This is a genomic window from Cupriavidus sp. UBA2010, assembly GCF_002335265.1.
Lineage (GTDB): Bacteria > Pseudomonadota > Gammaproteobacteria > Burkholderiales > Burkholderiaceae > Cupriavidus > Cupriavidus metallidurans.
This window is the reverse complement of sequence record NZ_DDCI01000015.1, coordinates 68,230-81,092: the sequence shown is the minus strand read 5'-3', so window position 1 is coordinate 81,092 and position 12,863 is coordinate 68,230. Positions and strand designations below refer to the sequence as shown.

At 65.5% G+C, this 12,863-nt stretch carries 8 protein-coding genes; 5 read left to right on the top strand and 3 right to left on the bottom strand.

The features are described 5' to 3' along the window. The first annotated feature begins 1 nt into the window (after position 1). The 3 genes from B2246_RS11315 to B2246_RS11305 all read left to right on the top strand — a co-directional run bounded on the left by B2246_RS11315 (position 2) and on the right by B2246_RS11305 (position 6,851). Positions 2 to 3,211 (top strand): efflux RND transporter permease subunit, encoded by a 3,210-nt coding sequence (locus B2246_RS11315; protein ID WP_035881176.1) that lies wholly within the window; start codon positions 2 to 4, stop codon positions 3,209 to 3,211. Between the two features lie 365 nt (positions 3,212 to 3,576). Beyond that, positions 3,577 to 5,844, top strand: coding sequence for a TonB-dependent hemoglobin/transferrin/lactoferrin family receptor (locus B2246_RS11310; protein WP_286882269.1), 2,268 nt, complete (start codon positions 3,577 to 3,579; stop codon positions 5,842 to 5,844). A 170-nt stretch (positions 5,845 to 6,014) separates the two neighbouring features. Beyond that, positions 6,015 to 6,851 carry a ChaN family lipoprotein gene (locus B2246_RS11305; protein ID WP_286882270.1) on the top strand — a complete coding sequence of 279 codons (837 nt, stop codon included), beginning with the start codon at positions 6,015 to 6,017 and terminating at the stop codon, positions 6,849 to 6,851. Positions 6,852 to 6,875: 24 nt separating this feature from the next. On the opposite strand, the gene B2246_RS11300 is transcribed toward B2246_RS11305, so the two are convergent. Together B2246_RS11300 and B2246_RS11295 are read right to left on the bottom strand one after the other, a co-directional pair. Then, positions 6,876 to 8,363 carry a sensor histidine kinase gene (locus tag B2246_RS11300; RefSeq protein ID WP_186425482.1) on the bottom strand — a complete coding sequence of 496 codons (1,488 nt, stop codon included), beginning with the start codon at positions 8,361 to 8,363 and terminating at the stop codon, positions 6,876 to 6,878. Next, entirely contained in the window at positions 8,363 to 9,037 is a 675-nt protein-coding gene (locus tag B2246_RS11295) for a response regulator (RefSeq protein WP_008642777.1), read from the bottom strand. Before B2246_RS11295 ends, B2246_RS11300 begins: the two co-directional genes overlap by 1 nt. A 197-nt stretch (positions 9,038 to 9,234) precedes the next feature. Here B2246_RS11295 and B2246_RS11290 point away from each other — a divergent pair, with 197 nt between their 5' ends. After that, entirely contained in the window at positions 9,235 to 10,350 is a 1,116-nt protein-coding gene (locus tag B2246_RS11290; RefSeq protein WP_317915382.1) for an ABC transporter substrate-binding protein, read from the top strand. Positions 10,351 to 10,396: 46 nt separating this feature from the next. Here B2246_RS11290 and B2246_RS11285 read toward each other — a convergent pair whose 3' ends face one another. Continuing rightward, positions 10,397 to 11,116, bottom strand: coding sequence for a TetR family transcriptional regulator (locus B2246_RS11285; RefSeq protein WP_017512519.1), 720 nt, complete (start codon positions 11,114 to 11,116; stop codon positions 10,397 to 10,399). 492 nt (positions 11,117 to 11,608) lie between these two features. On the opposite strand from B2246_RS11285, the gene B2246_RS11280 reads away from it, so the two are divergent. Next, complete coding sequence (locus B2246_RS11280) at positions 11,609 to 12,856, top strand: efflux RND transporter periplasmic adaptor subunit (protein ID WP_035881181.1); 1,248 nt, start codon at positions 11,609 to 11,611, stop codon at positions 12,854 to 12,856. Positions 12,857 to 12,863: the final 7 nt, after the last annotated feature.

Sequence of the window (12,863 nt, the reverse complement as noted above, 5' to 3'; positions counted from 1 at the left end):
CATGACGCTCTCCGAGCTTTGTATCCGCCGGCCCGTCATGACGGTGCTGCTGTGCCTGGCCGTCATCGTGACCGGTATCGTGCTGTATCCGACGATTCCGATTGCGGCGCTGCCCAGCTTCAATTCGCCCGTGATCCAGGTCACGGCCACGCTGCCGGGGGCGAGCCCGGAGACGATGGCGGCATCCGTCGCCACGCAGCTCGAGAAGCAGTTCGCCACGATTCCGGGCGTCTCGGTCATCAGTTCGTCGAACACGCTCGGCAATTCGAGCATCACGATCGAGTTCAACAACGACCGTGATATCGATGCCGCCGCCGTGGACGTGCAGGCCGCGCTGTTCCGCGCGCAGCGGTCGCTGCCGATCGAGATGACGCTGCCGCCGTCGTATCGCAAGGTGAACCCTGCCGATGCGCCGGTGATCCTGCTGGCGATCAATTCGCCGTCGATGAGCCTCGGGGAGCTGAACGCGTTTGGCGATAACCTGATTTCGCCGACGCTGGCCACACTGCCCGGCGTTGCGCAGGTGCAGATTTTTGGCCAGAAGCGCTTCTCAGTGCGCGTGCGCGCCCACCCCGACGCGCTGGCCGCGCGCGGCCTGACGCTTGATGAGCTAGCCACCGCGCTCAATCGCGCCAATGCGAACACGCCGGTCGGCACGCTCGACGGCGCGCGCCAGACGCTGACGATCCAGGCCAACCGCCAGATGACCAGCGCGGACGCGTTCCGCAACATCATTGTGGCCAGCCAGCCGAGCGGCGCCGTGGTGCGGCTGTCGGACGTGGCGGAAGTGGAAGACAGCGTCGAGACGATCAAGACCGGCAGCTGGCTCAACAACGAACGCTCGATCGTGCTGGCTGTGCAGCGCCAGCCAGATGCCAACACGGTGGCCGTGGTCGATGCGATCCGGAGCGCCCTGCCGCGCCTGCTGGCGCAGATGCCGGGCTCCGTCAACGTGAACGTGGTGAACGACCGGTCGATGTCGATCCGGGAATCGATCCACGATGTGCAGTTCACGCTGGCGCTGACCGTCGCGCTGGTGGTGATGGTGATCTTCCTGTTCCTGCGCCGCGCCGCCGCGACGCTGATTCCCACGGTATCGCTGCCGATCTCGCTGATCGGCACCGTGGCGCTGATGAAGGCATTTGGCTACAGCCTGGATAACGTGTCGCTGCTCGCCATCACGCTGGCCGTGGGCCTGGTGGTGGACGACGCGATCGTGATGCTCGAGAACATCGTGCGTCATATCGAGGAAGGCGTGCCGCCGCTCAAGGCAGCGCTGGTGGGGTCGCGCGAAATGGGCTTCACCATCTTGTCGATTTCGATCTCGCTGGTGGCCGTGTTCATCCCGATCTTCTTCATGCCGGGTGTGATCGGCCTGCTGTTCCACGAATTCGCCGCGGTGGTGTCGCTGTCGATTCTCGTGTCGGCGCTCGTGTCGCTGACGCTGATCCCGATGCTGTGCGCGCGTTTCCTGTCGGCCGAGAACGTGCCGGTGGACGAATCGCAGCACATGTATGGAGAAACGGCAGGCGATCACGCGACGGGCGCGCCCGTGCATCGCGTAGAGCAGAAGCAGACGATCGGGATGCGTTCCACGCAGTGGTTCGAGGACCTGTTCGAATGGACGCTCCGCAAGTACGCGAGCGGACTGGACTGGTGCCTGGCGCACCGCCGCGTGGTGCTTGCCGCAGCCGGCCTGACTTTCGTGCTGACCGCTGTGCTGTTCGTGAAGATCCCGAAGGGCTTCTTCCCCGAGGAGGACATCGGCCAGATCCAGGTCAACGCGGAAGGCCCGCAGGACATCTCGTTCGATGCGATGTCCGATCGCCTGCGCGATGCCGCCGAACGTATCCGCGCGAATCCGGCCGTGAAGAGCGTGGTGGCGTCGATCGGCGGTGGCCCGTCGCCAGCCATCAACACGGGCCGGATGTTCGTCGAGCTGAAGCCGCTCGGCGAGCGCCCGAAGATGCCGCAAGTGGTGGAGTCGCTGCGCAAGGATGTTGCCGGGGTGCCCGGGCTGGCGGTCTACTTCTCGCCGGTGCAGAACCTGCGCCTCGGCGGGCGTCAAAGCAAGAGCCGCTACCAGTACACGCTGCAGAGCGTGAAGCCGGGGCAGTTGCAGGAGTTCAGCGACAAGCTCATGGCCAAGATGCGCACCGAGCCGATCTTCCGTGACGTGACCAGCGATTCGCAGCAGTCGGGCCTCGAGGCGCAACTGACGATCGACCGCGACAAGGCCAATGCGCTCGGTGTGCAGATGCAGGACGTGCGCACGGCGCTGTACACCGCGTTTGGCGAGCGTCAGGTATCGACGATCTACACGCCGATCGACAACTACTACGTGATCCTGACCGCGGCAGATATCGACCGCGCGGATGAGACGGCGTTCTCCAAGCTTTACGTGCGCAGCCGGACGGGCCAGATGGTGCCGGTGTCGGCGTTCGCCACGACCGAGCGCCGCGTGGGACCGATCGCGGTGAACCACCAGGGTCAGTTGCCCTCGGTCACGGTGTCGTTCAACCTCGCGCCGGGCGCCGCGCTTGGCGATGCGTCGAAGCTGATCGACCGCTATCGCGAGGAGATCGCGATGCCGACATCGATATTCACGAGCTGGGGTGGCGATGCGGCGGTGTTCCAGTCGTCGCAGGCCACGCAGGTGGTGCTGCTGGTGGCCGCGATCGCGGTGATCTACACGCTGCTGGGCGTGCTCTACGAGAGCTACATCCACCCGCTGACGATTCTGGCCGGCCTGCCCTCCGCGGCCGTCGGCGCGTTGTTGACGCTGTTCCTGTTCAACGTGGAGCTGTCGCTGATCGCGACGATCGGTGTGCTGATGCTGATCGGCATCGTCAAGAAGAACGCGATCATGATGATTGACTTCGCGCTGGCGGCGCAGCGCGAACAGGGCATGGCGCCCGCGAAGGCGATCCGGCAGGCGTGCCTGCTGCGCTTCCGCCCGATCATGATGACCACGTTCGCGGCCGTGATGGGCGCTCTGCCGCTGGCATTGGGCCTGGGCGCAGGCGCGGAACTGCGCCAGCCGCTCGGCTTGGCGGTGGTGGGTGGTTTGCTGTTCTCGCAGGTGATCACGCTGTTCATCACGCCGGTGATTTACCTCGCGCTCGATCGCTACTCTGGCACCGGCCCGTTGCAGATCGATTCGGAAGGCAATCTGCTGGACGAACAGCAGCCGGCAACGGTGGCGCACTGATCGCCAATCTCGCCGAGAGTTGTGCCGTTGCTGTGCTGTGGCCGTGCTGTAGTTGTGCCGCAGTGTGTTTGCTCTTATGCGCCGGTTCCCAGATCGTAACGGGACCGGCGCACCTTCCCCGATTCAGCCGCAATTCGCGAGCGTTCTCCTCCCCCAGCCTCAACATGCCGACAGTCCTCGCCACCGAGGCTTGTCATGCCTTTTGTAAACGCGAATAATCTTCACCTGCATGGGTGTGGCCAAGAATCAAAAACATAAGGCCTGCCCGCTCACGCCAGCCAGTCATCGCCTCCCGACGCGCGCGGTCTTCGATCGCGATCCGCCGTAGCCAGCCAGCGTTTCGTTTTCTTTCAAAGGAAAATCCAATGAAACGCTGTTTCCTGGCGCGTCGCCTGCGCGCCTCAGTCAGGGTCACGCCGGTCGCGGCGGTCTGGGCCACGTTCTGCACGCCGCTCTGGGCAGAAGACGTCCAGCAGCTTCGCGAAGTGGTGGTCACGGCCACGCGCACGGAAGAACGTGCCGATGCCGTGGCCTCGACCATTACCGTGGAAGATCCACGCAAGATCGAACGGTCGATGCCGGTCGATGAAACGGGCCTGTTCGCCGACGAGCCCGACATCGACGTGCCGCGCGACCGCCGCCGTTTTGGAGCCGGCAGCATCAACATCCGTGGCATCGAGGACAACCGTGTGCTGCAGATGGTTGACGGTGTGCGGCTGCCAGACTTCTACAACGGGGGCGGGCCGTCGAACATCACCACGTCCACGCGTGACGCGCCGGAGTTCTCGTTCCTGAAGCGCGTGGAAGTGCTGCGCGGCCCTGCATCGAGTTTGTACGGGTCCGATGCGATCGGTGGCGTGGTCTCGTATGCCACGAAGGACCCCACGGATCTCATGCGCGACAAGTCGGTCGGTGCTGAAGTCGGGCTGAACTGGAACGGCATCGACAATGGCTTCGGTCAGACCGTCGGCGTGGCCGGTGGCAACGATTTGATCCAGGGGTTGTTCATGTACGCGCACCGTCGCTCACATGAGATGAAGAACATGGGTGGCGACGATTCGGTGTCAGTGTCGCGCACCGCGCCGAACCCGCAGGATGTCGAAACCAATGCCTACCTCGGCAAGCTCGTGCTCAATGCCACGGCACGGCAGCGCCTCAGGCTGACCTACGAGCACCGCGATGCCACCAGTGACACGGGCATGTTGCGTTTGTCACGGTCGCTACCGCGTGTGACGTCCGCCAACGGTACGGAGGACCTGGCGCGCGACCGCGTATCGCTTGACTACGAGTGGCGTCCCGACAGCGGCGCGCTCGATCGCCTGACCGCTGCGATCTACTATCAAAAGAGCCGCACCACGAACGTCACGAACCAGGTGCGCAGCCGTACCAGCCGCGGCTGTTCCGCTACCCTCGCCGGTGCCAACCTTTGCGATGTGAGGCTCGATTTCGGCTTCGAGCAGCAACAGACCGGTTTCAACTTCCAGGCCGACAAGTCGTTTCACACCGGCAGCGTCGAACATCGCCTGATCGGAGGCGTAGACTTCATCCGCACGGAGTCCGAGGAGTATCGCGATGCCACGGTCGTCAACGTCACCACCAGTACGCGCACGAAGTCACTGGCTGGCGAGACATTCCCACTGCATGACTATCCCAAGGGCGCGACACGGCAGGTGGGTGTGTTCGTGCAAGACGAGTTGCGCTTGATGAACGGGCGGTTCACGCTGACGCCGGGCCTGCGTTTCGATCATTACTCACTTGGGCCCGATGACGACTCGCTCTACAACAGCGCAGCCGCGAAGCCCGCGGTCAGCCAGAGCAATTCCAACCTGTCGCCGAAGTTGTCCGCGCTCTGGCAGGCCACGGATCGCGTCAACGTCTGGGCGCAGTACGTGTTCGGCTACCGTGCGCCGAACTATCGGGAAATCAACGGCAGTTTCCGCAACCTGGTGCAGGGCTACGGCGCGGCGCCGAACAGCGAACTCGATCCCGAGAAGAGCCGCTCGTTCGAGGTCGGCGTGCGCTACACCGGCGAGAACGTTCAGACCAGCGTGGCCATGTTCGACAACCGGTACCGGGACTTTATCGAACAGGTTCAACTGGCGTGTCCGTCCGACCCCGCATGTTTGCCGGCCATGCGCGCGACCTATCAGTTCCGCAATCAGGCCAAGGTGCGCATCTACGGTGCGGAATGGCGTGGAGTGTGGCGCTTCCTGCCGCAGTGGCGTGTCGATGGCGCGGTGGCCTATGCGCATGGCACGAACGAGCAAACGGATCAGCCGTTGAACAGCGTCTCGCCGCTGCGTGCCTCCGCAGGGCTGACGTGGGAGCCTTCGGTCAGCGAAGGACCCGGCGCCGCATTGCGCTGGCGCGGCGCCAGGGCAGTGACGCGGACTGACGACACACGACGCGTGACGTACTTCAAGCCAGGTGGCTATGGCGTGGTCGATCTGCAGGCCTGGTGGCGGCTTGGCAAGCGGGCCACGATTGCGCTGGCCGTGAACAACCTCTTCGACAAGACCTACTGGCTCTGGGGCGACGTGCGCCAGACAGGCGTTTCCGCGTCGGAACCGGGTCTCGCTTTCTACACGCAACCAGGCAGAACCTTCGCGGCGAGTGTGAAGTTGGCGTTCTGACGCGGCGGAGCGGTCCCCACAATCGACGATATGAACGTCGCTGCGCGTCGCGCGTATCCCGGGCTACCAGCCACCCTGATGCACATGCTGTGGACAATCGGCTCGTGTCGCGTCAAGCTCCCATCCCAATGGCCTGGCGCAAGTGCCGGGCAACCGGAGATACCACAGCGATGAACCGATTCGTAGCCTGTATCGCGATGGCAGCCCTAACCGCCGGATGCGCGTCGACTGGACCTTCGCCAGATGCTTTGAGCCAGCGCTTCCCGAACAAGACCTACGTATTGCTCGGAGAGGTGCACGACAACGCGGCGGGCCAACGGCAGCGGCTGCAGGCGTTGACGCAGGCCGTGGAGGCGGGTTGGCGGCCCGCGATCGCGATGGAGCAATTCGACCGCGAACGGCAGGGCGATATCGACCGTGCGCGTCGCGAACGTCCACGCGATGCGGACTATCTCATCGCGCAGGCGACGGGCCCAAAGAGTGGCTGGGACTGGGCGCTCTACCAGCCGGTGGTATCACTTGCATTGCAATACGACCTCCCGTTGCTTGCCGCGAACCTGTCGCGTGCCGATGCCGCGAAGATCGTGCGCGGCGGGCTCGGGCAGGTTTTCGCACCCCAACAGCAGGCCGAGTTGAAACTGGACAAGCCCTTGCCTGCCGACCTCATCGCCTTGCAGACAGCGACGCTCGATGCCGGGCATTGCGGCAATTTCCCGAAGGCGATGTTGCCAGGGATGCTCGACGCGCAAGCCGCCCGCGATGCCGTGATGGCGCAGATCATGAAAGCGCATGGCGACCGGGGCGTGGTACTGATCGCGGGTAACGGCCACGTGCGGCGCGACATCGGTGTGCCCCGCTGGCTCGACCGCGCCGATCGAGATGACGCGCGTGTGCTCAGCGTCGGTTATGTCGAGTCAGCGGCCAACGGTAAGGCATTCGATGCGCTCGTGCGTGTCCCTGCCGTGGATCGTCCCGACCCATGTGCCGATGCGGTGATGAAGAAGTAGCAGTGAGTCGGTGTGCGCGGCTTATCAGGCCGTCGGCTTCACCAGCGGCAAGCTGAGTTCCGCGCGCACGCCACGCCCCTGGGCGCCTTCGCGCAAGACCACGGTGCCGCCGCAGCGCGTCGCCATCTCGCGCGAGATGGCAAGTCCGAGGCCCGACCCTGTTTCCGTGTGGCCGACCCGGCGATAGAAGCGCGCAAACACCTTCTCGCGTTCGGCCTCTGGAATACCGGGGCCGTCATCCTCGACGATGAGCATGGCGCTGTCGTCGACCTGTGTGGCGGAGAGCGTGATGCGGCTGCGGCGTCCCGAGTACTGGATGGCGTTGTGGACAAGGTTGGCGAATGCCTCGCGCAACAGCGCGGGATCGGCCTGCACTGGCAGTTCCAGTCCGGCCGGTCGCTCCCAGCCGAAATCCTGCTGGCGTCCGCGAGCGAGTGGCAGGTAGTCCAGCGCCACCTGCTCCGCCACGCCGATCGCGTCGATGATCTCCACTTCCGTGGCCGGGGCGGTGCCGTCCGGCGCGTGCTGTCTGACGCGCGCCAGTGCCAGCAACTGGTTGGTCATCCGCGCGGCCTGCTCCAGTTGCTTGACGATGCCACCAACGGCCTCGGCGGCGCCCGAATGCGCCGCGCCTTCGCCGCCGAACGTGTCGAGCTGCCGCTGCGCGAACTCGGCCTGTGTCTTCAGGATGGCCAGTGGCGTGCGGAGCTGATGGGCGGCATCGGCGATGAACTGGGCCTGCGCCTGCGCCATCGCGTCGGAGCGCGATACGTGCAGGTTCACCGCGTCGACCAGCGGGCGCACCTCGACCGGCACATGGTCGAACTCGAGCGGGGTCAGATCCTCGGGCGAGCGCGCGCGCACATCGTCACGTACCTGTTGCAGCGGGCGGAGCACGTAGGTAATGCCGCCGACCAGGATCAGCGCCGATACGATGATCAGCGCGATGTCGCGCAGCAGTGCGCTGCGCCAGACGTTGCCGATCAGCGCCGCGCGCGGCTCGGCGGTCTCCGCCACCTGGATGATCACGCGCATGTGCGCGTCGGGGCGATAGACCGGGCGGGCCATCGCCGCGATGCGGACCCGGTCGCCGCGATAGGTGGCGTCGTAGAAGCGCGGCTGGCCGTTCCGCAGCGCTCCCGTCGGCAGCGGCAGATCGTCATATCCGGTGACAGTCTCGATCTGGCCGGCCCGCTCCATCGACACGCGGTAGAACACGTGTGTCTGCGCCGCGGTTTCGAACATCTCCATGGCCGCGTCGGGCAGCGATAGCTGGATGCTCTCGCCGGCCATCCCGATGGCGTTGTCGATGGTCAGCACGGAGCCGTACAGCGAGCGGTCGTATGCCGTGTTGGCGGCATCGCGCAGGGTGCCGTAGGTGAACCAAGTATCGACCGCCATCATGAGCGCCAGCGCCGGGACCAGCAGGATCAGCAACTGGCGCCGCAGGCTGCCGCGCAACCAGGACCGCACAGGCAGGCGCGCGCGCTGGCGCAGGCGGCGAGGCCACATCAGGTGGCGGCCTCTGGCTCGAGCAGGTAGCCGAAGCCGCGTAGCGTGACGATGGTCACGCCGTGGCCGGACAGTTTCTTGCGCAGGCGATAGACCAGCACCTCGATGGCGTCGGGGCTCACGTCCGCGTCGAGCGAAAACACCTTGTCGAGCAATTGGGCTTTCGTCAGCGGTTGGCCGCTTCGGGCCAGCAGCGCGCCGAGCAGCGTCGATTCGCGCGGGGTCAGGGACAGCGGCGCGCCAGCCAGTGTGAAGCTGCGCGCTTCGCCGTCGAACACCAGCGTGCCGCATTGCAGGCGCGGATGCGCCCGGCCACGGCTGCGCCGGATCAGCGCCAGGATACGGGCTTCGAGTTCCGCGATGGCGAATGGTTTGGGCAGGTAGTCGTCGGCCCCGAGATTGAGACCGCGCACGCGTTCGTCCAGGGTGTCCTGCGCGGTGAGGATCAGCACGGGCGTGCGGTCGTCGCGGCCACGCATGGCCTTCAGCACGGCCAGGCCGTCCTTGCCGGGAAGGCGCAGGTCCAGCACGACGGCATCGTATTCCTCGGCCATGAGTCGGGCCTCGGCCTTCAGACCGTCGGTGACATGCTCGATCACGAAGCCGCCCTGCTCAAGTGCGCGTGTGACCCAGCGGGCCAGTTCCACTTCATCTTCCACCAGCAGGATGCGCATGGGACCCTCCTCTGCCCGCTCTTGATCTGTCTCCGGGGGCTGCCCCCGAGGGCGCCTATGATACCGCCTTGGCGGCGGGTGTCGGGGGCGCCGCTCGCGCCCTATAATGGCGGCGCTCCTCCCCGTGTACAACACGCGTGTCTACTGTGCCAGAAACCAAGTCGCCTCCGGTTCATGCTTCTCGCCGTCACCTGCTGATGGCGGGCGCCGTCATGGCTGCGGGTGTGCCGTCGTTTCCGGCCCGGGCGCAGCCGACGGCGCGGGTGCCGGCGGGGTATCCGAGCGACTATATCGAGGTGATCGCGCGCGCGCAGCGCGAGGGATCGGTCACGGTCTATGGTTCGACCGATCTGGAGATCGCGCAGCCGCTGATCGACGCATTCGAAGCCCGCTATCCGGGTATTCGGGTGCGCTATCAGGACCTGAACACGATCGAACTGAACAACCGCTTCCTGGCGGAGAGCGCCAGCCTCGGCACGAACCGGCCGGCAAGGGACGCGGATGTGGCCGACGTGCTCTGGAGCACGGCGATGGACCTGCAGATCAAGCTCGTCAACGACGGCTACGCGCAGCGCTACGAGTCGCCGGAACGCGATGGCCTGCCGGGCTGGGCGGTCTGGCGCGACGAGGCGTTCGGCACCACGTTCGAGCCTGCGGTGATCGTCTACAACCGGAAGCACTTCGCGGGCACCCATATTCCGGGCAGCCGCAGCGGCCTGGCGCGTTTGCTGCAGGACCGCGCGCCGCAATGGCGGGGCAAGATCGTGACGTACGACGTGGAGCGTTCTGGCGTTGGGTATCTGCTCGCCCAGCAGGATGCGCGGATGGGCAGCGAGTTCTGGTATCTGGCTCAGGCGTTGGGCCGCGCGCGCGTGCAGTTGTCTGCATCGACGGCGGACATGATCGAACGCATCGCCAGTGGCGAGCTGGTGCTGGGCTATAACCTGCTGGGTTCCTATGCGCTGTCGCTGATGGAGCGCGGGGCCGGGATTGCCGTCATCGCGCCGCGCGACTACACCCTGGTGATGTCGCGCGTGGCGTTCATCGCGCGGCAGGCGCCGAGGCCACACGCGGCGCGACTGTGGCTCGATTTCCTGCTGTCGCGCGATGGGCAGGTCCTGCTGAGTCAGACCACGTCCCAGCTGTACACGATTCGCACCGACATCGACAGCACGCACACTGCCAACGCACTGGCGGAACGGCTGGGCTACGCGCTCAGGCCGATCAGCGTCGGGCCGGGTCTGCTGGCCGCGCAGGATGCCCTGCGCAAGAAGGCGTTCATCGCGCGTTGGCGCGAAGCCATGCGCGGTTGACGGCTCATAGCCAGCTTGGCAATCAGTTCGGGAGTCAGTTCGGGAATCAGTTCGACGCCAGGGCCTGCTGGGGCTGCCGTTCGCACAGCGCCGCCATTTCCGCATCGAGCGGCGCCATGGGGCGTGGCACGTAGCCCACGCGCAGAGCCGGCGAGAGGCGCAATGTGTCGATGAATGCGTCCGCCAGGCGTTCGGCCTCGCGGGCCAGTTCGAAATCCTCGGGGGAGAACAGCCAGTGCGCCAGCACGCCACCGATCGCGGCGTGGAAGGCATTGACGGCCAGTGGCAGGTCGAGGTCGGCGGGCAACTGGCCGCGCTCCATCGCCAGCCGCAGATGCTCGCGCATCTTCACCGTGCCTTCCTGGTGCGACTGGCGCTGGCGCACGAAGATGGCGCCGTTGTCCTCGACCATCTCGCACTTGTGGAAGATGATTTCGAACACGCGACGCCATTGGGGATTGTTGACGGTCTGGCGGAACACGAATGCGCAGATGTCGCGGATGCTCCCGAGCGGGTCTTCCTGCGAGGCAATGCGCTCGGGTGAGCAGAGCGCCTCGACTGGCAGGTTGACGCGATCGCACATCGCGGCGAACACGTCGCTCTTGTTCTTGAAATGCCAATAGATCGCGCCGCGCGTGACGCCTGCCGCCTCGGCAATGTCCGCCAGCGAAGGACGTGCCACGCCACGGGCGTGGAACACGGCCTCTGCCGCATCCAGAATGCGGTTGCGCGTCTCTAGCGCTTCTTCCTTGGTACGTCTGACCATTTCCCTCTTTACCCGGACGGTGGTGGTCGCCAGGTCTCCATGGGCGCTGCCGGTGGATGGCAAGGCGCTTCTCTCTCCAAATTGCGCAACGGCACTAGGCGGGGCGCATCGTACCGTGAATGGAACAATCGTGCTCGATTTGCAGGAGCATTCCACTACACGCAACCATTGCCATGTGTTGTAAACGCCCCAAAATTTATCCGGGTACTTACATACATGCGCGAATGTATCTATAATACGCCCCTGCCCGAGTTTCAGCCAACCTGATTTGTGTGATGGCGCGCGCGCAAAGCGACGCAGCCATGAGCCGAAACCGGGAAATCCTGCCTGTAGAAAGAAAAGCGTTTCCATCCACCGACTTGCGAGCGGCGGCTGGCAACGAGCAAAAACCTGTTTGGCCGCCATGCCCCGCCCCCGGAGTGTGTTGCCCTTTGCGACTGTTCGCGTCGCGGGCATTGCGGCAGATCTCAAATTGCCATCATGGGGTTATCGATGAGGAAGTCCCAACAGATCCGTAGTGTTGCCGCCGCTGTGGCGGTACTGGCGTTGTCCGCCTGCGGCCAGAAAGCCCCGCAGGGCGGCGCGATGCCGCCTCCGGAAGTGGGTGTCGTGACCGTCACGCCGTCCGCAGTTGCCGTCGTCAATGAATTGCCGGGTCGTCTCGAGGGTGTGCGCACCGCCGAGGTGCGTGCCCGCGTGGAAGGTATCGTCCTGTCGCGCAATTACACCGAAGGCGGTGAAGTGAAGGCCGGTCAGGTGCTGTTCCGCATCGATCCCGCCCCGTATCAGGCGCAACTGGCTTCGGCCAAGGCCCAGCTCGAGCGTGCAGAGGCCAATGCCGTGTCCGCGCGCCAGAAGGCCGAGCGCTACAAGCCGCTGGTGGCCGCCAACGCCGTCAGCAAGCAGGAATACGACGAGGCGGTTGCCGCCGCCGGCCAGGCCAATGCCGATATCGCCGCCGCCAAGGCGGCTGTGACGACCGCGCAGATCAATCTGGGCTACACCACCGTCACCGCGCCGATCTCCGGCCGCGTCGGCCGTGCGCTGGTCACGGAAGGCGCGCTGGTCGGCAAGGGCGAAGCCACCAAGCTGACCACCGTCGAGCAAGTCGAGCCGATCTGGGTGACCTTCACGCAACCGGCGTCGGAAGTGGCGCGCCTGCGTCGCGCCATCGAGGCCGGTCAGGTCAAGGGTGTGAACGGCGGCGCGCGCGTGCACCTGTACCCGGAAGCCGGCGACAAGGAATACGGCATGACCGGCAAGCTGCTGTTCTCGGACATGACCGTGGACCCGACCACCGGTTCGATCACGCTGCGTGCCGAGTTCCCGAACCCGAAGCGTGAACTGCTGTCGGGCACCTTCGTGCGCGTGAAGATCGAACAGGGTGTGGACGAAAAGGCGCTGACCGTGCCGCAGCGCGCGCTGATCCGTGGCGCGCAGGGTGCGAGCGTGCTGGTGGTGGGCGATGACGGCAAGGTAGCCGCGGTGCCGGTCAAGGCGCCGCAGGCGATCGGCGATCGCTGGGTGGTGACCGAAGGCCTCAAGGGTGGCGAAAAGGTCATCGTCGAGGGCCTGCAAAAGGTTCGCCCGGGCGCGCCCGCCAAGGCCGTGCCGTTCCAGAACCCGCAGACCGCGGCTGCGCCGGCATCGGGCGCGGGCGCGCAGGGTGCTGAAGGCGGCAAGTCCGAAGCCAGCAACGAAGCCAAGCCCGCCGAGCAGACGCCGGCCAAGCAAGGCTGACCACGCA